At 72.4% G+C, this 19,247-nt stretch carries 19 protein-coding genes; 15 read left to right on the top strand and 4 right to left on the bottom strand.

Going from position 1 to position 19,247, the window contains the following annotated elements; genetic code table 11:
• Positions 1-59 precede the first annotated feature (59 nt).
• From F0L17_RS01340 to F0L17_RS01325, 4 genes are all read left to right on the top strand, one after another.
• Positions 60-1,985, top strand: coding sequence for an RICIN domain-containing protein (locus tag F0L17_RS01340; protein WP_155069377.1), 1,926 nt, complete (start codon positions 60-62; stop codon positions 1,983-1,985).
• Between the two features lie 243 nt (positions 1,986-2,228).
• Complete coding sequence (locus tag F0L17_RS01335; RefSeq protein WP_155069376.1) at positions 2,229-4,856, top strand: SpoIIE family protein phosphatase; 2,628 nt, start codon at positions 2,229-2,231, stop codon at positions 4,854-4,856.
• Positions 4,853-5,320 carry an STAS domain-containing protein gene (locus F0L17_RS01330; protein WP_155069375.1) on the top strand — a complete coding sequence of 156 codons (468 nt, stop codon included), beginning with the start codon at positions 4,853-4,855 and terminating at the stop codon, positions 5,318-5,320. Before F0L17_RS01335 ends, F0L17_RS01330 begins: the two co-directional genes overlap by 4 nt.
• Positions 5,321-5,456: 136 nt before the next feature.
• Entirely contained in the window at positions 5,457-6,098 is a 642-nt protein-coding gene (locus tag F0L17_RS01325) for a hypothetical protein (RefSeq protein ID WP_155069374.1), read from the top strand.
• Positions 6,099-6,134: 36 nt separating this feature from the next.
• Here F0L17_RS01325 and F0L17_RS01320 read toward each other — a convergent pair whose 3' ends face one another.
• Complete coding sequence (locus F0L17_RS01320; RefSeq protein WP_155069373.1) at positions 6,135-6,755, bottom strand: L-threonylcarbamoyladenylate synthase; 621 nt, start codon at positions 6,753-6,755, stop codon at positions 6,135-6,137.
• A 108-nt stretch (positions 6,756-6,863) separates the two neighbouring features.
• Entirely contained in the window at positions 6,864-7,691 is an 828-nt protein-coding gene (locus tag F0L17_RS01315; RefSeq protein ID WP_162465641.1) for a nucleopolyhedrovirus P10 family protein, read from the bottom strand.
• A 211-nt stretch (positions 7,692-7,902) separates the two neighbouring features.
• Between F0L17_RS01315 and F0L17_RS01310 the strand changes: the two genes are divergently transcribed.
• Genes F0L17_RS01310 through amaP form a run of 5 tightly spaced genes read left to right on the top strand, consistent with a single transcriptional unit; the run spans position 7,903 to position 10,333 of the window.
• A complete protein-coding gene (locus F0L17_RS01310) occupies positions 7,903-8,409 on the top strand; it encodes an Asp23/Gls24 family envelope stress response protein (RefSeq protein ID WP_155069372.1) in 507 nt (168 codons plus the stop codon).
• 54 nt (positions 8,410-8,463) lie between these two features.
• Positions 8,464-8,649: a hypothetical protein gene (locus F0L17_RS01305; protein ID WP_155069371.1), complete on the top strand. Its 186-nt coding sequence runs from the start codon at positions 8,464-8,466 to the stop codon at positions 8,647-8,649.
• Between the two features lie 3 nt (positions 8,650-8,652).
• Positions 8,653-9,060, top strand: a complete 408-nt coding sequence (locus tag F0L17_RS01300) for an Asp23/Gls24 family envelope stress response protein (RefSeq protein WP_338017908.1) — start codon at positions 8,653-8,655, stop codon at positions 9,058-9,060.
• Positions 9,057-9,713, top strand: a complete 657-nt coding sequence (locus F0L17_RS28225; protein WP_162465640.1) for a DUF6286 domain-containing protein — start codon at positions 9,057-9,059, stop codon at positions 9,711-9,713. The genes F0L17_RS01300 and F0L17_RS28225 overlap by 4 nt, the downstream gene beginning before the upstream one ends.
• A gap of 20 nt (positions 9,714-9,733) precedes the next feature.
• On the top strand, positions 9,734-10,333 hold the full coding sequence (amaP, locus tag F0L17_RS01290) for an alkaline shock response membrane anchor protein AmaP (RefSeq protein ID WP_155069370.1): 600 nt from the start codon (positions 9,734-9,736) through the stop codon (positions 10,331-10,333).
• A gap of 1,044 nt (positions 10,334-11,377) precedes the next feature.
• Here amaP and F0L17_RS01285 read toward each other — a convergent pair.
• Entirely contained in the window at positions 11,378-13,465 is a 2,088-nt protein-coding gene (locus F0L17_RS01285) for a SpoIIE family protein phosphatase (RefSeq protein ID WP_155069369.1), read from the bottom strand.
• A 206-nt stretch (positions 13,466-13,671) separates the two neighbouring features.
• Positions 13,672-13,854, bottom strand: coding sequence for a DUF5302 domain-containing protein (locus F0L17_RS01280; RefSeq protein WP_155069368.1), 183 nt, complete (start codon positions 13,852-13,854; stop codon positions 13,672-13,674).
• A 537-nt stretch (positions 13,855-14,391) separates the two neighbouring features.
• On the opposite strand from F0L17_RS01280, the gene F0L17_RS01275 reads away from it, so the two are divergent.
• From F0L17_RS01275 to F0L17_RS01250, 6 genes are all read left to right on the top strand, one after another.
• Positions 14,392-15,612 (top strand): PP2C family protein-serine/threonine phosphatase, encoded by a 1,221-nt coding sequence (locus F0L17_RS01275; RefSeq protein ID WP_338017907.1) that lies wholly within the window; start codon positions 14,392-14,394, stop codon positions 15,610-15,612.
• A gap of 64 nt (positions 15,613-15,676) precedes the next feature.
• A complete protein-coding gene (locus tag F0L17_RS01270; RefSeq protein WP_155069367.1) occupies positions 15,677-16,066 on the top strand; it encodes an STAS domain-containing protein in 390 nt (129 codons plus the stop codon).
• A 167-nt stretch (positions 16,067-16,233) separates the two neighbouring features.
• Positions 16,234-16,728, top strand: a complete 495-nt coding sequence (locus F0L17_RS01265; RefSeq protein ID WP_155069366.1) for a DUF2617 family protein — start codon at positions 16,234-16,236, stop codon at positions 16,726-16,728.
• On the top strand, positions 16,725-17,126 hold the full coding sequence (locus F0L17_RS01260; RefSeq protein ID WP_155069365.1) for a DUF4247 domain-containing protein: 402 nt from the start codon (positions 16,725-16,727) through the stop codon (positions 17,124-17,126). Before F0L17_RS01265 ends, F0L17_RS01260 begins: the two co-directional genes overlap by 4 nt.
• Before the next feature lie 50 nt (positions 17,127-17,176).
• Positions 17,177-17,614, top strand: a complete 438-nt coding sequence (locus F0L17_RS01255; RefSeq protein WP_162465639.1) for a DUF350 domain-containing protein — start codon at positions 17,177-17,179, stop codon at positions 17,612-17,614.
• A 19-nt stretch (positions 17,615-17,633) separates the two neighbouring features.
• Positions 17,634-19,244, top strand: a complete 1,611-nt coding sequence (locus F0L17_RS01250; RefSeq protein ID WP_155069364.1) for a polyamine aminopropyltransferase — start codon at positions 17,634-17,636, stop codon at positions 19,242-19,244.
• The last annotated feature ends 3 nt before the right edge of the window (positions 19,245-19,247 follow it).

Below are 19,247 nucleotides of genomic sequence, written 5' to 3'. Positions count from 1 at the left end.
GCGGAAAGAGGCGGAGCACCGCGAGAAGAAGAGAAGCCGACGGAGAAGGAGACGCACGGATGCCCCCCACCATCCCACCCGACACCGCCGGACCGAGCCGGAGAAGCTCCGTCCGCCGAAGCGTCGCGGCCGCGTTCGGAGCCCTGCTGCTCGCCGGCACCGGCCTGGCGGCCACCACCGCCGACACCGCGCGGGCGGCCGACCCCGTCGCACGCGTGTGGGTCACCACCCCCGACGGAGGCAGCAGACTCGCCGACCACGGCACGGTGCCCTTCACCGCGCGGCCGGAGGCCGTCGACATCCGCGTCGACGCCGACGGCACCGCACAGCGGTTCACCGGCGCCGGCGCCTCCGTGACGGAGGCCTCCGCGCACCTGATCCGCCGGCTGCCCCGGGGCGAGCGGGACGCCCTGATGGAGTCGCTGTTCTCCGAGGAGAACGGCATCGGCCTCAACTACCTGCGCCAACCGCTCGGCAGCACCGACTTCGACGCCGACGCCGACCACTCCACCTACGAGGACACACGCGGGGACTTCGGCATCGACCGCGACATGCCGGAGATCATGCCGGTCCTGAGGCAGGCCGTCTCCGTCAACCCGGACATCCGCTTCATGGGCAGCCCCTGGTCGCCGCCCGCGTGGATGAAGGAGCCGGCCTCCCTCGACGGCGGCAGCCTGAAGGCCGAGCACCGTCAGGACTACGCCGACTACCTGGTCAAGGCGATCAGGGCCTACGAGGCCCAGGGCATCACCCTCACCGACCTGACGGTGCAGAACGAGCCCCTGTTCGCCACCGACTACCCGTCCATGAGCATGACCGCGGCCGAGCAGGCCGCGTTCCTCCGGGTGCTCGACCGCACCCTGACCGCCGCGGGCCTGCCCACCAACGTGCTCGCCCACGACCACAACTGGGACCGCCCCGACTACCCGTTGGAGGTCCTCGACGCCACCCGCGACATCGACCGGGTCATCGGCGCCGCCTTCCACTGCTACGGCGGCAGCCCCGAGGCCCAGTCACGGATCCGCCAGGCCGGTGAACGGGTGTTCTTCACCGAGTGCTCCGGCACCGACTCCGACCCCGTCGGCCGCACCTTCGCCGACACCCTCCGGTGGCACGCGGAGAACCTCGTCGTCCGCAACATGCGCAACGGCGGGGAGACCGTCGTCACCTGGAACCTCGCCCTCGACGAGAACGGCGGCCCGCACCAGGGACACTGCGGCACCCGGTGCAACGGAGTGGTGGAGATCGCCGGCGACCGCGTGACCCGGGGCGCCGAGTACTACGTCCTCGGCCACCTCACGAAGTTCGTCGAGCCCGGAGCCGTCCGCGTCGACTCCACCGGGCAGGGACCGGGCGGTGTGCAGAACGTCGTCTTCCGCAACCCCGACGGCTCACGGGCCGCCTACGTGGTGAACACCGCGAGTTCCGCCCGGACCTTCTCGATCACCGACGCCGGACGCTCCCTCTCCCACAGCCTGCCGGCCGGCGCCGTGGCCACCTTCACCTGGGCGGACCCGGCCACCGGCACCGGCATCGACACCTCCACGTGGTACCGGGTGGTGAACACCGGCAGCGGCAAGTGCCTGGACACCACCGACGGCGGCACCTCGGACGGCACCGTACTCCAGCAGTGGGCGTGCCACGCGGGCAACGACAACCAACTGTGGCGGTTTCGGCCCACCGACGGCGGCCACCACCGCGTCGTCGGCCGCGGCGGAACCGCCCTGGTCTGGGACGTCGACGGCGGGACCGGCGCGACGGCCGACGGCGCCCGGGTCCACCTGTGGACCTGGGGCGGTGGCGCCAACCAGCAGTGGCGACCGGTCGACCGCGGCGACGGCACCCACGCCTTCGTCGCCCGCCACAGCGGCAAGTGCCTGGACGTGACGGACGCGTCCACCGCGGACGGCGCCGGTCTCCAGCAGTGGGCCTGCCACGGGGGTCCGGCGCAGACCTTCCGTCTCGTCCCCGTCTCCGCCCCCTGATCCCGACCCGGGCACCGCGCGTCCCGCCTGGTGAGACGCCGCGGCCGGCCGCGGGCGCGGGCCCGGGAGCCCCGGGCGGGGGCCGGTCGTGGCGGGCCGCCGAAGAAGGGGGCGGAAAGATCGCACGTCGGAGGTGTGAAGAGGCGAGGAGCCGGGCACAAGGCCACGGCCGTGGACGTTCCATGGAGAGTGGACCCGGGCGTCCAGGGTTCTCGTCGCGATCGCCTGTCAGGAAGTGGCACAGTGGGGGATGTCGGGTTCGACCTGTCGGCCTTCAGCCTCAGCGAGATGGTGCGCTGTGGTGCGGAACTTCGGAAAGCCCCTCGGGGCGCCAGGTCGTGGGAGGAGGCGGCGCAGGCCGTCGTCGACTTCCTGTACGACAGCATGACCGACGGGCAGGGCCGTCGGGCCTGCTCCCTGGTGAGGCTGTTCGTGACACGGCGCTGGAACGCCCTCTCGCCCGAGGACCGCGCGGTGGCCCCCGCCCCGCCGGCCGCCACCCCTCCTCCGTCGGGCGCGCGCTGTCTCACCCTGGCCGCGGCCTGCGGTTCGTACCCCCGGTGGAGGGACCCGACCACCGGTTCCGAACGGTTCGTCCTGCCAGTGCCGTCCCGAGAGGCCGCTCGACGGGTTCCGCTGCTCTCCCGGCTCGTCGATCTCATCGGCACCGGTGCCGACGCCGCTCCCGCCCCCGACGCCACCCCCGACGCCACCCCCGACACCGCCTCCGACGGCGTGTTGCCGCCCTCCTCCCGCTTCGAGGTCCTCCACGTCGCCGACGGCGCCCACACGCGCGAACTGTGGGGCGAGGAGTTCGTCGAGGAGTACGGCGTCCGGTCCGTCCTGGCGTTCGGCGGACCGCTGCCGGACGGCGAGCTCTTCGCCGTCGTCCTCTTCTCCCGCGTCCCGCTTCCCGCGCGGACCGCCGAACTGTTCCGCACGGTCGCCGTCAGTACCCGGACGGCCCTCCTGCCCTTCGGCGGCGCGCCGTCGGCCGGGGCCGCGGAGCAGACGGTGCACGAGCGCGCGGTCGCCGCGGAGGCCATGCTCAAAGCACTGGAGGAGTCCGTCCAGCAGCAGGCGACCCACCTGGAGTCCCTGGTGGCGGAGCTCAGCTCCGCCACCAGGGAGCTGCGCCGGTCGCAGCGGGAGCTGCAGCGGCGCGAGGAGCAGTTGCGGGGCGAGGCGGCGATCGTCGAATCCCTGCAGGAGGTCGGGAACGCCCTGGCGGCGGAGTTGGACCTCGACGCCCTGGTGCAGCACGCCTCCGATGCCGCCACCCGACTGACCGGGGCCGCCTTCGGGGCCTTCTTCTACAACGTGCTGGGCGAGACGGGCGAGTCCTACCTGCTGTACGTGATCTCCGGCGTGGACCGGTCCGCCTTCGACCGGTTCCCCATGCCGCGCAACACGCGGGTCTTCGAGACGACCTTCCGCGGCCTGGGCGTCCTGCGCTCCGACGACATCACCGCGGACCCCCGCTACGGCCACAACGAGCCGCACCGGGGAATGCCGGAGGGACACCTGCCCGTCCGCAGCTACCTGGCCGTTCCGGTGGTCTCCCGAGGCGAGGTCCTGGGTGGCTTCTTCTTCGGCCACCCCGAGCCGGGCGTGTTCACCGAGCGGCACGAACGACTGGCCACCGGCGTGGCCGCGCAGACCGCCGTGGCGCTGCAGAACGCTCGGATGTACCGGCAGGAGCGCAACACCGCGATGGAACTCCAGCGCCACCTGCTGCCCGCCCTGCCCCGGGTCGACGGCATCGTGAGCACCTCGCGCTACCGGCCCGCCGGCCATGGAACGGACGCCGGCGGCGACTGGATCGACCTCATCCCCCTGCCCGACGGAAGAGCCGTCCTGGCCGTCGGGGACGTCATGGGCAAAGGGGTGCGGGCCGCGGCCGTCATGGGACAGATCCGCACCGCCTGCCGCGCCTACGCCCTGCTCGGGCTCTCCCCCGGTGAGGTGCTGGAGCGGCTCAGCGTCCTGGTGGACGACATCGCTCCCGGACGCATCGCCACCTGCGCCTACGGGGTGCTGGACGCGGATCGCGACCGACTGCGCCTGGCCGTCGCCGGCCATCTGCCACCGGCCCTGCGCGACCCGGACGGCCGGGTCAGCTTCCTGGACGACGGGATCGGCCCGCCCCTGGGGGTCGGCAGGCAGGAGTACCCGGAGTGGGAGACCCCCTTCCCACCCGGTGCCCGTCTGCTGCTGTACACCGACGGCCTCATCGAACGCCGGGGGCGCCCGATCGACACGGGCATGCGGCACCTGCGGGAACTCCTGGCCGAGTCGGCCGGGGAGATCGAGGCCGACTGCGACTCCTGGCTGGACATCCTGACGGCCGGCGGCCGGCACGACGACGACATCGCCATGCTCTACGTCCAGCGCCCCACCGGCACCGGGCGGGACGAGGACACGGTGGTCCGCGACTACCCTCCGGTCTCCGACGCGGTTCCGGACGCGCGCCGGCTCGTGGCCGACACCATGCACGCGTGGGACCTCGGCCACCTGGCGACCGACATGATGCTCATAGCGGACGAGATGGTGGCCAATGCCGTTCGCCACGCCAGGACGCCGCTGCGCATGGAAGTGCGGCGGACCGAGGACAGGATCATGCTCGAGGTCACGGACAGCAGTCCCGAGGAGCCCCGGCTGATGAGGTCCGCGCCCCAGGACTTCGGACATCGGGGGATCTTCCTGATCGACGCCATCGCGACGCGCTGGGGGACCCGCCGTGTCGAAGGGGGCAAGGTGGTGTGGGCGGAGGTCACGGCAGGACCGACGCCACCGGGCCGACCCGCCCGGGAGAGAGCAGAAGATCCGACGGCAGCGCCCCCGGAACGGAGAACGGACAGCCGCGCATGAACCGACCGCCGACCTCCCAGCCGTACGAGTCCGCAGGCACTCCCGCTCCGAACGGCCTCGGTATGCCTCCCAGCGGCCCCACCCTGACCATCGGGTCCCGCACCGGTGACGGGCACATCGTCGTCACCGTCGAGGGGCCCGTCGACTACCACACCTCGCCGCAGTTGCTGGGGCACCTGATGTCGGAGGAGGTGGAGGGCTTCCCCCTGGTGATCCTCGACCTGTCCCATGTGGCCTTCTGCGACTCCAGTGCCCTGGGAGCCTTCGTGGAGGTCTTCCGGCACCGCGAGGAGGACGGCCGGCGCCTGGCTCTCGTGGGACTCCAACCGGAGGTCAGACGCGTCATGGAACTCACCCGCCTGGTGGATCTCCTGCCGCTCCACGCCACGGCGGCCGACGCGCTGACGGAGGAACAGCGGGGGAACGTCGCCCCGGGAGCCCCCGGCGGGCCGGGCGGAGCCTGAGCCGAACACCGCCGAGCGCACGGGCGCCCGCTCCCCGCCCCGGGCGGGGAGCCGCCGGGGAGTCTGTACAGGGCCGCCCGGGGCGGTTAGCGTCGGCTTCGCCGTGTCCACGGGGTCGTCTGTGGGAGTGTTGTCGATGCGTCGAACCGTGCTCGTGGCGGCTGTGGTCTCCTTGTGCGTCCTGCCGCTGGCCGGGTGCAGTACGAGTGGTGAGACCGCTCCGCCGACCCCCTCCGGCTCCCTCGCCTCCGGTGGAGCCGAACCGTCCGGGCCGACGCCGGTGGCGGTGGGAGAGGTCTTCGCCTGGCCCGACGGCCTGGAGGCGACGGCGACCGTGCTGGGACGGCTGCGCCCGGCGGACCGGACGGACCTCGAAGCCGGTGTGGTGGACGAGGCACGGCTGACCCGGGCGCGTGAGGGACTGCCGGGCGGGCGCAGCGAGCCGATGGGGTTACGGGTGGAGCTGACCAACACCGGTGACGCCCCCGTCGACCTGGACGAGGTGGAGCTGCAGTGGGTCGGCGTCAAGGTGGGCGGCATGGCCAGGAAAGTCGACGACGACGGTGCCCTCACCGGTGAACTCGCGCCGGGGCGGAGCGTGACGGAGGAGAGCGCCTGGGCCGTGCCGGACATGGTGGCCGTCGGGTACCAGGTCCTCGTCTGGCCCCAGGGCCCCCGGAAGGGGGCGGCCGGGCAGTTCTCCGGCACGGTGCCGGGCGCCTCCATCCGTCCGCCGCAGGACGGGCACCACGACGGCTCCGGCCACGCCGGCCACTGACCCGGCGGCGCACCGGGCGCCGCCGGGCCGGCGCGGCTACTCGAACCGCGCGGTGTCCCCCGCTCCGCGGCGTACGATCTCCGCTTCGCCACCGGAGAAGTCGACGACCGTGGTCGGCTCGGTGCCGCAGTCGCCCGAGTCCACCACGGCGTCCACCACGTGGTCCAGCCGCTCCTTGATCTCCCATCCCTGGGTCATCGGCTCGTCCTCGCCGGGCAGGAGCAGGGTGCTGGAGAGCAGCGGCTCGCCGAGCTCGTCGAGCAGGGCCCGGGTGACGACGTGGTCGGGGATCCGGACTCCGACCGTCTTCTTCTTCGGGTGCATCAGTCGGCGCGGCACCTCCTTCGTCGCGGGGAGGATGAAGGTGTAGCTCCCGGGCGTCGCCGCCTTGATCGCACGGAACACATCGTTGTCGAGGCGTACGAACCGGCTCAGTTGCGCGAAGGTCCGGCACACGAGGGTGAAGTGGTGGCGGTCGTCCAGGTGCCGGATCGACCGGATCCGGTCGATGCCGTCACGGTTGCCCAGCCGACACCCCAACGCGAAGCAGGAGTCCGTCGGGTACGCGACGAGCGCACCGGATCGGATGTCCTCCACCACGTTGCCGATGGCGCGCCGTTGGGGGTTCTCGGGGTGCACGTCGAAGTACTTCGCCATCCAACGACCCTACGCCCGTACTGTCCGCGACCCCACCACGGCACCCCGCCCGGGGCTTCCGGGCGGGGTGCCTCCCCTCGGGCACCCGCCGACCACCGCGTTCTGTGGTCAGGTGGCCGGGGCCTGCCGAGCCGCCGTGTCCGTCCTCCCCGTCACCTCCACCACCTCCGTCACCAGTACCGTGACGGACACCGGGCCGAGCGTTCCGTCGGCGACGACCGGTTCCACCGCCGCGCGGACCCGGCGCACCACGTCGAGCGCGCGGTGGTCCGCGGAGACCGCGAGCCGGATGTGTACGTGGTGCCCGGAAGGAACACCGCCCGCCTTGCCGCGCGCGGAGCCGACGCGCACCGGCCGGGATCCGTCCCCCGACAGGGAGGTGAGGCGGACCACCCCCGGAACGGCCGACGCGGCGTTGCGCACCGCCGCCTCCAAGGCTCCGCCGGTGCCACCGGTGTCGTCGGTGCCGCCGTCGGCCGGGGGCTCGCCGTCGCGGGACTCCTCCTTCGGAGGCTCCTCCCGGGCCGGCTCGTTCACCGCCCCCTCCGACAACCCGCTGATCCGCAGGTCGATCGCCGCCACCACCAGCCCCAGAAGACCGTCCGCCGCCTCGGCCAGGGCCGTGCGCACGCGCTCGGCGGTCGCCGGCAGCGGTTCGTCGGCCGTGGCGTCGAACTCCGCGTCGATCCGGAGCGGCCCGGGGGGCAGCGCACCGGGAGGTGGCGGCACGACCGGTTCCCCGACGGCTTCGAAATCGGCCACGGTGACGCGCACCGTGCCCGGCCGCACTCCCGGCAGCCTCCTCATGGCTTGCCGCAACACGCCGGCCGCGGCCCGTTCCGCCAGCCAGGCACCGTCGGTCGCCTCCCCCAGAGGGAGCAGGCGGCCGACGGCGAGCTGCCGGCGTACGGACTGGAGCAATCGGTCCGTGGCCACGGTTTTCCGCTCTCCTCTCCCGGAGGCCGCGGTGTGCCCGGGGCCCACCGGTGGTCTTGCGGAGCCTTCTCGCCCGGTTTCCCGAAGGCGACTCCTCCGAAGCTGTGCATCCCTTTCCGCGAGACAGGCATATCAGGAAAAAAGCGACACAAGGCGTTAATCTTGTCGAAGATTCCTGATCAATCCTTCCTGTGGGTGAGGGGTGAAGACGATGACAGAGACCTCGCAGCAGAACCGCTCCGGCTCTCCCGGCGCCGGTGGAGAGGCCGCCGGAAGGAGCGGAAGCAGGCAACTGGGCGAAGGGCGGGGCGCGAGCGATCCGCGTGTTCGCGGAAGGACCACCATCGCCGACGGTGTGGTGGAGAAGATCGCCGGGATGGCGGCCCGTGAGGTCGACGGCGTCCACGCGATGGGCGGCGGGGTGTCCCGTACCTTCGGCGCGGTGCGTGACCGTGTCCCCGGCGGAGGAAAGCCCGTCACACGAGGGGTGCGGGTCGAGGTCGGTGAGACCCAGACGGCGGTGGACCTGGACCTCGTCGTCGAGTACGGGGTGCCGATCGCCGACGTGGCGAGCGACGTGCGGGAGAACGTGATCGGCTCGATCGAGCGGATGACCGGCCTGGAGGTCGTCGAGGTCAACATCGCGGTCGACGACGTCCACCTTCCCGACGAGGAGAGCGAGGAGGAGCAGTCGCCCGAGAGGCCCCGGCTGCAGTAACACGGCACGGCGCGGGCCGCGTGCCCGGCACGACACGGAGCGAAAGAACGCACCATGAACATGGGCACAGTCGGCTTGATCTCGGGCATGGCACTGGGGTTCGCCGGGTATTTCGGAGGTTTCGGCGCCTTCCTGCTGGTGGCGGCGCTGGGAGCGGTCGGTTTCGTCGTCGGACGCCTCTTCGACGGAGACCTGGACGTGGGAGAACTCCTCCGCCCCGGCGACCGCGGACGGCGGTGACCGGTGGCACAGGAGTTCCGTACCGCCGAGGCGTCCTGGGTGCCGCCGGGTGAGCGAGGCGCGACGAGAATCGCCGACCGGGTCTTCTCCAAGATCGCCTCCCGGGCCGCCCGGGAGGCGCTGGACACCGCGCCGGACACCCCCCGGCAGTCCTCCGGCCGGGGAGCGGACCCGAAGGTGGCGATCACCGTGCGCCGCCCTCCGGACCGGGACGGGACCAACGGCGAGGCCCGAGTGAGGGTGATCGTCGACCTTCCCTACCCCTGCGACATCGGCGCGCGGTGCGGCGCGGTGCGCGCCCGGGTCTCCTCGCGGCTGTGGGAGCTGGCCGGTCTGAGGGCCCGACAGGTGACCGTCGAGGTGAGGCGGTTGCACGTGGGGACGTCCGACGGCAGGAGGGTGACGCGGTGAGCCAGGAGCCCCACCGGCCGCCGGCCCCGAGGGAGGCGGCCGGGGCGGAGAACGGTGGCGAGGAACGGTCCGCCCCACATCGGCCGGACGGCACCGGAAGAAGCGGAGCCACCCGGCGCTTCTGGTCCGCCCGACGGGTTCCCGCCGCGGTGGCGGCCCTGGTCCTGACGGTCGTCGCGATCGCGTCGCTGTACGAAGCGGTCGCCGCGAGCGTCGGCCGGCCCCCCGCGCGGTGGCGACGCGAACTCGCCGACGAACTGGCCACCCGCCCGGTGGACGATGTGTGGGTGATCGTCGGAGCGGTGCTCGCGTCCCTGCTGGGCCTGTGGCTGGTCCTCCTGGCGCTGACTCCCGGGCTCCGCAGGCTGCTGCCGATGCGCAGCGACGCCCCCGGCGGTGTCCGGCTGCACGCGGGAATGACCCGGTCCGCCGCCAAGCTGATGGTGCGTGACCGACTGCTGGAGGTCCCCGGGGTGGAGTCGGTCCGGGTGCGCGTCGGACGGCGCGCGGTGAAGGCGAAGGCCCGAGCGCACTTCAGACCACTGGACGAGGTGCGTGCGGACCTGAGCCGCGCGCTGGAGGACCAGGCGCGGCAGCTCGGGCTGGCCCGAGGCATGAGACTGTCGGCCCGCGTGCGGCGTCCGAAGAAGTGACGGAAGGGTGGGATGGGCGGATGCTCGCAGTGGTGAACCGAGTCCTGTTGGCCCTGCTGGGCCTGCTGGTGCTGGCGGCGGGATTGGCGGTACTGGCCGGCGGCCTCGACCTGTGGCGGCGCTGGGACCTCGGCCCGCCGTCCGCGTGGCCCTGGAGTACACCGCGAGAGGTGCTGCTCGACCGCGGCTCTCCGGCCTGGTGGGGAGAGGCCGGCTGGTGGCGGTGGCTGGTGGCGATCGGCGTACCGGCCGTCCTCCTGCTGCTCGCGCTGTGGTGGCTGCAGGCCCAACTCCGCCGGCACCGACTGGACCGGGTGAGGGTCGACACCGGCGACGGCCACGACGCCCTCGTCGAGGCGCCCGCCCTGGAGGACGCCGTGGTCGCCGAGGCCCGGAGCCTGCCGGGCGTGGAGCGCGGCAAGGTGACGCTGGACCGTCGCCGCAACAGGCCGTGGGCCCGGGTGGCGTTGGAGCTGGCTCCTCACGCGGCTCCCGCCCGGGTCCTGGCGGACCTACGGGACGGGCCCCTGGAACACGCCCGGGTCTCGGCGGGCCTCGACGCGCTTCCCGCGGAGGTTCGACTGCGCTCGGCCCGGCATCGCACCGAACGAGTGGACTGACCCCACTCCTCCGCCCGCCCCTTCTGCGCTCGGGCGACAGGCTGCGGAAGTAGCGCTGGTTGGGGTCTCCTCGCGCACCTTGGCGACCTCGTGCCGCAGGTCCGTGCCGTAGCCGTGTTCTCTCGACCATGTCACGTCGTCGAGGACGTAGGGGAAGTCCCTCGCCGCGGGCAGCGGATCCTCGGCCGCGACGTCGTATGCAGTCACGGAGCAGTGGCTGCTCGGCCGTGTGCGGCAGTGTCCGCCCCGCGTCGGTCACCGCGCGAGGAGCGGGGGAGGAGCGTTCTCCTCCGCTCCCGTCGACGGTTCGGATGCCGCGTACAGGGCCGTCGATGCCGCCAGAGCCGGGACGGTGACGGCCGCCGCGGCCGGGAAACCCCGCTTCCGTCGTACGGCGGACGGTGCCCGTGGCACGACGGCTCCCTTTCCCCGGCCTTCCCCCGGCCTACCCCCGGTCGATGCCGGGCCGCACGGTGCCGTGAACGATGGACCGTGTCACCCGGCCGAACACAAGCGGTACGGAACGAGGTGACCGTTCGGTCCACGAGGACGTTTCCGCCCACGGGGCCCGGGCGGCCAGGGCTTCACCCGGTTCACCCGGTGGTGGACCGCGCGGGGGATTCCGCCGATATCGACGACGGAAGCACGGTCGTCCACGCTGCCGGAACCGCCCGGTGACCAAGGTGAGAGAATCCCACTGACGTTCCCCCGGAAATGGCGGCCGGTACGGCGGAACACGGCCACGCACCTCGTGGCCCGCGCCCGCCGCACCTGTGGGCGGAACACGTTTCACCAAAGGCGGGGCGCGAGGATTGCCGACAAGGCGATTATCGGCCGCCACCCCCGTGGAGCGAGCGATTCACTCTGCCGGGTGACGTCGGCGGATCGTATTCTTGTGTGTTGTTCCTTGTGGTCGATGGTGTTTGTCGGCCGGCGCACGAGGCCTTTCGAGTGACCGGCCCGCCGTGTCGAGGGGACGACTTTCGACCGGCACGGATTTCGGTGGGGTCCTCCCGTCCGTCGACCACGGAGGAAGCTCAGGGGTCACGGGACGTGCGGTCGCAGGGCGATCAGGGCGATGTCGTCGTCCCCGGTGGCGGTGGTGGTGGCCACCAGCTCGTCGCACAGCGTCTCGAGGGGCTCGCGGGCGAGCGCGGCGGCGTGACGCCGTAGGCGCGCCAGTCCGCGGTCGAGGGGCTCGCCGCGACGTTCGACCAGGCCGTCGGTGTAGAGCAGCAGGGTGCCGCCGGGCGGCAGGTCCTCGGTGGTGCTGTCGCGGAGGTCGTCCGGGGGCAGGACGCCGAGCAGGGGGTGGAGGGCCCCCTCCAGGAAGCGGGTGTCGCCGCTCTCCGTGACCAGGAGGGGCGGGGGGTGCCCCGCGACGGTGTACGTCACTCGCCACGGTCCCCGCAGGTTCTCGGCGTCGCCCGTGCCCTCGATCCGGGCCATCACGCAGGTGGTCGTGCCCACGGCCGGTTCGAGGCTCTGCGTCACGGTGTCCAGGCGCCGCACGATCTCGCCCGGGGGCAGGTCGCCGTGGTCGACGGCGAGCGCGCGGAGCATGTTGCGCATCCTGCCCATGGCGACGGCCGCCCGCAGGTCGTGTCCGACCACGTCGCCGATGACGAGCAGGACGGCGCCGCCGGGCAGCCGGAAGGAGTCGTACCAGTCGCCGCCCACCTCGTCGGCCGACGAGCTGGGCAGGTAGCGGGCCACGATGCGCAGGTGCGGCAGGGCGGGGGGCTCGGTGAGCAGACTGCGCTGCATGGCCAGCGCGATCCGTTGGCTGCGCTGCAGCCGCAGCGCGTGGCTGAGCGCGTCGTGGGCCTCCTCGATCACCTCCCGCAGCAGGGTCCGGTCCGCCGGACCGATCGGTTCGTGGTGTCCGCAGACGAAGGCGGCCACCACGGCGGCCACGGCGCCGTCGACCAGGACGGGCAGGAACACCCCGCCGTGCGCCCCGGTTCGCTCCAGCCACGGCAGGACGCCCGGTGGGGCGATGTCCGCCGGCACGTCGCCCGGCGGAAAGGAGGAGTGGATCGGTCGCCGTTCACGGGCGGCGCGGGCAAGGGCGTGGTCGGGATCGACGTGCTCCTTGCGGCGCGGTGGCAGACCGGGCGGAAGCCCCTCGCGGGCGGTGGCCGCGACCCGCTCCACCACCAAAGGGGCGTCTTCGGCAAGTGACTCGGGGGAGTCGGGCAGCAGGTAGATGCCGCACTCGTCGACCAGGTCCGGGACGACCACGCGACTGAGGGCGGCGAAGGCGTCCGGCGCGTCCCTCGACTCCGTCACCGCGGCGGCGGCACGGGAGAGGAGTTCGCCGCGCCGTTTCCGCTGCCACTCCTCCTCGATGTCGATGCAGGCGCCCATCCACTCCAGCACGGTTCCGCCGTCGTGCACCGGGGCGGCACGCAGGAGGCAGTGCCGGTAGGCCCCGTCGGGGTCTCGCAGCCGGTAGACGTGCTCGAAGCGGACGGGCACCTCCTCGACGGCTCGGGACCACGCCTCGGCCAGGGACTCGCGGTCGTCGGGGTGGGCGGTGTCGAGCCATCCGGTGCCGCGGAGCTCCCTCCAGGGCAGCCCCGTCGCCCGCTCCCACTCCTCGCTTCCCTCGACGAAGCTTCCGTCGGGATCGGCCACCCACACCTTCTGGGTGGCCGTGGCGACCAGGCTCTGGTAGCGCCGCAGGGTCCGACGCCGTTCCTCGGCCAGGGTCCGTGCCTGTTGCGCGGCGGTGACCTCTCCGGTGACCTCCGCGGCGACGACCAGGACCCCCGGGTCCTCCCCGACCGAGGCGATCCTCGACATGCTGAACGAGAAGTACCGCTGTTCGACTCTGCCGTGCGCGTAGCGGACGGTGACGGGCGCGGCGGCCACCCGGACCGGCCCCCCGCCGCGGAACACCGGGTCGAGCAGGTCCAGGTACCCCTGTTCCTCCAGATCGGTGAAGGCCCGGCGGACGGGCACGCCCAGCGGTCGGTCCCCGAAGATGTCCCGGTAGACGGCGTTCATGTAGGTCAGGACGTGCTGCTCGCCCCGGCAGACCAGGACACCCACCGGTGCGGGGTCGAACACCTCCAGGGGCAGCCCGCTGGGCTCCCTGATCTCCGCGCCTCTCCGCACAACAGACATAACGCCCATTGTGGTGCTCGGTCGGTCCGGGGACCACGTCGAGGCGCGCGCATCGGCGGCCGTGCCCGGTGGTGCCCCCGGTGGTGTCCGGTGGTGCCCCCCCGGCCGGGGCCGCGGCCCCGGCCGGGGGGCAGAGCCCGCTCATCCGGTGGAGGAAGCGACCCTCGCGCACTGCGGCGTGGCCGGGGCGCGGCGCCCTGCCGGTGTCAGCCGGCCTTGCGGCGGAAATTCCGCTTCCGGTCGGCCGAGCGGCGCGTTCCGTTGATTTTCGAGCGGTTCTCCTCGTGCGCCCGGCGTTCCTGGCCGGTCTGTTTCTTGCGCTCCAGCGCTTCCCTGAACTTCCGTTTGACGTCGTCCTCGGTTTCGGGGCCGACCTGATCGTTCTGCATACGAACCTCCCACGTCCCACGGTGAAACGACTGCGCCGGTCAGCCTGGCACAGGGCCATGCCGTTTCGCGATCGCGTTTCCGCGCACGGCCGCCGGCGGAACGGACCGAAGACCGATCGGTGTGCCCGATCGTCTTGTGGAAAAGTCGGCTGCCGTTTCCCGGGAGGGCCGCACCCCACCCGATCGGCGGATGTCGGCGGCGCGTCGACCGGCGCGTGCGCGGAGAACGCGGCCGGGACGGACGGTGTGGGGCACACTGGCGACAGGGGCGCCCTCGACGCGTCGGAGCACCCCGCGCGATCCCCTCCGAGGCCACAGGGCGTGACCGTCGAGGACGAGCGGTGCCGTGCCGGGCCCGCTGTCGACGGCGTCCGACGGCCTCACGGCCCGTCGTGTTCCGCCCCCGGGCCCCTTGGGAGCGGACCGGCTCTCCCGTGGCGTGTCGTCCGGATGGCCGGCGGAGTACGCGGGCAGAAGACCGGTCACCGTCGTCGGGTGAGCCGCCTCGGCGGTGGTCCGGGAGAGGAGGACGACACCGTGACCGATGCCGCGCGGATGGGCAGGATGCTCGCCGGTCTGATGCAGGACAGCCACATCGCGACACTGGAGCAGCTGCCGGAGATGGTGGCCGGGCACGCCGCCGCGGCGGGCCTGCACGATGCGGTCGTGTTCGTGGTGGACCTGCAGGAGACGGTGCTGCGGCAGGTCACCGGCCGGGGGCTGGACGCGCACGAGGGAGGGCTGGAACTGGTGGTCGACGGCACGCTGCCGGGCCGCGCCTACCAGCGGGTGGACCTCGTTCCCGAACCGGGCGGGACCGGCGGGACCGGCCTGCGGCGATGGTGGGCGCCGATCACCGACGGGGTGGAACGTCTGGGCGTGCTGCGCACGGACGTCGCCGACGACGGCGAGGGGGTCCGCGAGGTGCTGCGGGCGCTGGCCTCGATGGTGGCCCTCCTGCTGCTGAGCAAGCGGTCCTTCAGCGACTCCTACGCCCGCCTGGTGCGCACCGCGCCGATGAACGTGGCCGCCGAGATGCAGCAGAACCTCACCCCGCCGCCGGCCTTCGCCGGCCACGACGCCACCGTCGGCGCGGTCTCGGAACCGGCCTACGAGATCGGCGGTGACGCCTTCGACTACGCCGTGGCCGGCACCACCCTCCATCTGGGGGTCTTCGACGCCATGGGGCACGATGCCACCGCCGGACTCACCGCCAACGTGGCGGTCGCCGCCTGTCGCAACGCCCGCCGCCGGGGCGCCTCCCTGGCCGAGACCAGCCGGTCGACGGAGGAGACGCTGATCGAGCAGTTCGGCACCAGCCGTTACGCCACCGGGATCCTGGCCGACCTGGACCTGGCCACCGGGCACCTGAGCTGGGTCAACCGCGGCCACCACCTGCCGCTGCTCGTCCGTGCGGGCCGGTGGGTCCACCCGCTGTGGTGCCCTCCGGCCGGTCCGATGGGCGCCGATCTGGGGCTGCCGATCACCACCTGCCGCGAACAGCTCCAACCCGGCGACCGGATCGTGCTCTACACCGACGGCATCACCGAGGCCCGCGACACCAACGGCGACGAGTTCGGGCTGGATCGGTTCACCGAGTTCGTGCTGCGCCACCACTCCGGCCACCTCACCTTGCACGAGACCCTGCGCCGCCTGGTCCACGCCGTCCTGGAGCACCACGCCGGGAAGCTGGACGACGACGCCACCGTCCTGATGGTCGAATGGCGCGGCGGCCACCAAGCGGACCTGACCCCCTGACCTCGGCAGCCCCGCCGACCACGGGTCGGGGAGCATCGGGCCGGCCCGGCCGGAAGGAGAGACGATGTGCAGCGACCGGAGCGACCGGCACGAACCGTCCCAGACGATGGAAGTACGGGCCCGGTCCCTGGCAGTCGGCCGCGTCCTGCTGACCGTGACCGGCGAATTCGATCACCACAGCGCCCACCGTCTCACCGACACCCTCCGGCCCGCCCTGGAGACGGGCGTCACCACGGTGCTGCTGGACCTGTCCGGGGTGTCCTTCCTGGACTCCACCGGAGTCACCCGCCTCCTTCGGGCCCACCGGGACGTCCGGGCGGTCGGCGGGCGGTTGGCCCTGATCGCCCCCAGCCGGCCGGTCCGGCGCATGCTGTCCATCACCGGCGTCGACCAGGTCCTGCCCGACTACCCCACCCCCGGCGACGTTCCCACCGATCCGCGCGCGGGACGGTGACGCTCCCCCCCCCCGACGGAAGTGCCGACGGGGCCCCTCGAAGTGGCGCGTTTTGCACTTGTGCCATACTCGGCGGCGCTCTGTGCGCTTACGTGAGTCGGGGGACCTCCGTTGAAAACCGAGCTTGCCGTGCGAACGCCGGTCGGTCGCCGCCCGGGTGACACACGATGAGCGGCATAGCGCTCTCGGCGCCGTACCTGGACACCGACGCCGACCAGCTCTCGTTCGCCCTGGGGCATCCGGCCCGTGAGGCACTCGCGGTACGCGACCTGACGGTCGGCGGGTTCCATGTGCAGCTTCGACTCCTGGGCGCGTCCCACCAGGTGTTCGTGGGCCCGGTCGGGGAGACCGTCGCGTGCCTGCCCGGCGTCGAAGGCGGCTTGCCGACCGCGGCGGAGCGGTGCTTCGATGACTGGACGTACCGTTTCAGCGCACGCGTCCGGCGTTGCGCGCCGGAGGACTTCGGCGCGAGGGTGGCACGGATCCGCAGTGTGTCGGAGGATCACCCCCGGGCCCTGTACGGCGTCTTCCCCGGATCCCCGGAAGCGGTCACCGCGTTGACCGTCGAGCGGGAGGGCACGGGGCTGGGGTGGCGCACCTGGCACACCTACCCGCAGAGCCGCCGGATCGTGGCGACGCACACCTGGCTGGAGGCCCGATGAAGACGGTTCGGCGCGTCAGCGCGATGTTCCTCGCCGCGATGACGCTGGCGGGGTGTTCCACCGACCCGGAGGACGGCAACGACGTGCCGTCCGGCTGGATCCGCCGGCAGTACGCCGCCGGCGGCACGGGCTATGTCGACCGCAGCGACCCGCCGCCACGCGTCGCGGGCGAGATCGACGACCACACCTCCGCCCGGGACCGCCACACCGCCGACGACATGGTCTTCCTGCGCTACCGGAACGACATCGTCGCCATCTCTCCGCGCCTGGGCGGCAGTCTCATCCAGATCGAGGACTACCGCACCGGCCACCGCCGTTGGAAGTCCCGCATCGGATCCGTGTGGCCGGATCCCGACAGCGCCGCCTTCCGCGGCGGAGGCCCCGGTTCCGGCAAGTAGCCCCGTTCCACCGTCCGAACCCCTCGACGACGTCCCCGAAAGGCACACCCGTGGCAGAGATCTTCGAGTCCGCAGGCATCGCCCTGCTCTACGGACTGGTCGGCTTCGTCGTGATGGCGGTCGGCTTCATCGCGCTCGACCTCGTCACGCCCGGAAAGCTCTTCCACGTGGTGTGGACGGAGCGCAACCGCGGCGCCGCGGTCCTCCTCGCCGGGCAGACGATCGCCGTCGGCCTGGTCATCGAGCAGTCCATCCGGGCCAGCGAGTCCGAACTGGGCCTGGATCACGGTCTGTTCAGCACCCTGCTGTACGGCCTCGCCGGTGTCGCCGTGATGACCGTGATCTCCTACGTGGTGGGGCTGTTGACCCCCGGCCGGCTGGGCGCCGCCGTGCTGGAGGACAACGGTGACCGTCCCCATCCCGCCGCCTGGGTCCAGGCGGCCATGTACCTCGGTACGGCCTTCATGGTCGGCGCCGCCGTCTCCTGAACCGCCGACCGCGTCATTCATGAGCAGCTCCGCCCTGGACCACACCGCTCCGGCCGTCACCGACGCCGCACGGCCGCCGCGGGCAACCCGTACGCGGTGGAGGCGCTTTCTGCTGCTGCTCGCGGTGTTCGTCTGCGCGGCCTGCGGCCTGGTCTACGAACTGGCCCTGACGGCGCTGGGCAGTTACCTCATCGGCAACTCCGTGATGCAGACCTCCGTGGTCATCTCCGTCATGGTCTTCGCCATGGGCGTCGGCTCGCTGGCCGCCAAGCCGTTGCAGCGCCGCGCGGTCGGTGCCTTCGCGCTCGTGGAGATCCTGCTCGCGCTCGTCGGCGGGCTGTCGGTGCTCGTCCTGTACGTGGCGTTCGCCTGGCTCCGGTTGTACATGCCGGCCATGGTGGTGGTCTCGTTCGTCGTCGGCCTGCTCATCGGAGCCGAGATCCCGCTGCTGATGACGTTGCTCCAACGGGTCAGGCGGCAGGAGGCCGGCAGCGCGGTGGCCGACATGTTCGCCGTGGACTACGTCGGGGCGCTGGTCGGCGGACTGTGCTTCCCCCTGCTGCTCCTGCCCGCCTTCGGCCAGTTGAAGGGCGCGCTGGTGGTCGGGGCGGTCAACGCCGTGGCCGGGGTCGTCGTCGTCCTGTGGATCTTCCGCCGGCAGACGCGCCGTGTCGTGCGCGCCGCGCTGTTGGCCGGGGCCGCCGGCGTCCTCGCCCTCCTGGGCACGGTGTACGTCCTGGCGGACGACATCGAGGTCACCGCGCGCCAGCAGCTCTACCGCGATCCGATCGTCCACGCCGAGACCACGCCGTACCAGGAGATCGTCGTCACCCGGTCCACCGCCTTCACCGGGGAGCCGGACATCCGTCTCTTCCTCAACGGCGATCTGCAGTTCTCCTCCGTGGACGAGTACCGCTACCACGAGGCGCTGGTCCACCCGGCCCTGTCGGGGAAGCGGTCGTCCGTCCTGATCCTGGGGGGCGGCGACGCGCTCGCCCTGCGGGAGGTGTTGCGGTACGACGACGTCGACGAGGTCACGCTGGTCGATCTCGATCCGGCGATGACACGGCTCGCCCGCAGCTTCGCCCCCCTGCTCGAACTCAACGACGACGCGCTCGGCGACCCGCGGGTCACCGTCGTCCACGCCGACGCGTTCACCTGGCTGCGGGACGCCGCCCGGCGCTACGACGCGGTCCTCATCGACTTCCCGGATCCGGACACCGCCGCGCTGGCCAAGCTGTACAGCGTCGAGTTCTACCACCTGCTGGGCCACGTCCTGAAGCCCGAGAGCCGGGTCGTGGTGCAGGGCGGCTCGCCGTTCTTCGCCCCCAAGTCGTACTGGTCCATCGCCACCACGATCGACGAGGCCGGGTACGCGACCACCGAGTACCAGGTGGACGTCCCGAGCTTCGGCAACTGGGGCTTCGTCCTGGCCGCTCCCGGTGCCGACCGTCCGCCGCCACCCCTTCGCCTGGCCGACGACGTCCCGCGCCTGCGCTTCCTGGACGACGCCGTCCTCGCGGCCGCCACCGTCTTTCCCGTGGACCGCCGCCCCCAGGAGGTACGGGCCAGCACGTTGATGGATCCCGCGGTGCTGGAGTACACCCGCCACGAGTGGCGGAACTACTGAGGG

This window comes from Streptomyces taklimakanensis, from assembly GCF_009709575.1.
GTDB classification, from domain to species: domain Bacteria; phylum Actinomycetota; class Actinomycetes; order Streptomycetales; family Streptomycetaceae; genus Streptomyces; species Streptomyces taklimakanensis.
Note: the sequence above shows the minus strand (reverse complement) of the source record. Positions and strands in the feature narration are given on the sequence as shown.

Excerpts from the sequence above, each read along its gene's own strand:
- F0L17_RS01340 (WP_155069377.1), top strand. The coding sequence starts at position 60 with ATGCCCCCCACCATCCCACCCGACACCGCCGGACCGAGCCGGAGAAGC.
- F0L17_RS01330 (WP_155069375.1), top strand. The coding sequence starts at position 4,853 with ATGAACCGACCGCCGACCTCCCAGCCGTACGAGTCCGCAGGCACTCCC.
- F0L17_RS01325 (WP_155069374.1), top strand. The coding sequence starts at position 5,457 with ATGCGTCGAACCGTGCTCGTGGCGGCTGTGGTCTCCTTGTGCGTCCTG.
- F0L17_RS01320 (WP_155069373.1), bottom strand. The coding sequence starts at position 6,755 with ATGGCGAAGTACTTCGACGTGCACCCCGAGAACCCCCAACGGCGCGCC.
- F0L17_RS01310 (WP_155069372.1), top strand. The coding sequence starts at position 7,903 with ATGACAGAGACCTCGCAGCAGAACCGCTCCGGCTCTCCCGGCGCCGGT.
- F0L17_RS01305 (WP_155069371.1), top strand. The coding sequence starts at position 8,464 with ATGAACATGGGCACAGTCGGCTTGATCTCGGGCATGGCACTGGGGTTC.
- amaP (WP_155069370.1), top strand. The coding sequence starts at position 9,734 with ATGCTCGCAGTGGTGAACCGAGTCCTGTTGGCCCTGCTGGGCCTGCTG.
- F0L17_RS01285 (WP_155069369.1), bottom strand. The coding sequence starts at position 13,465 with ATGTCTGTTGTGCGGAGAGGCGCGGAGATCAGGGAGCCCAGCGGGCTG.
- F0L17_RS01280 (WP_155069368.1), bottom strand. The coding sequence starts at position 13,854 with ATGCAGAACGATCAGGTCGGCCCCGAAACCGAGGACGACGTCAAACGG.
- F0L17_RS01270 (WP_155069367.1), top strand. The coding sequence starts at position 15,677 with ATGTGCAGCGACCGGAGCGACCGGCACGAACCGTCCCAGACGATGGAA.
- F0L17_RS01265 (WP_155069366.1), top strand. The coding sequence starts at position 16,234 with ATGAGCGGCATAGCGCTCTCGGCGCCGTACCTGGACACCGACGCCGAC.
- F0L17_RS01260 (WP_155069365.1), top strand. The coding sequence starts at position 16,725 with ATGAAGACGGTTCGGCGCGTCAGCGCGATGTTCCTCGCCGCGATGACG.
- F0L17_RS01250 (WP_155069364.1), top strand. The coding sequence starts at position 17,634 with ATGAGCAGCTCCGCCCTGGACCACACCGCTCCGGCCGTCACCGACGCC.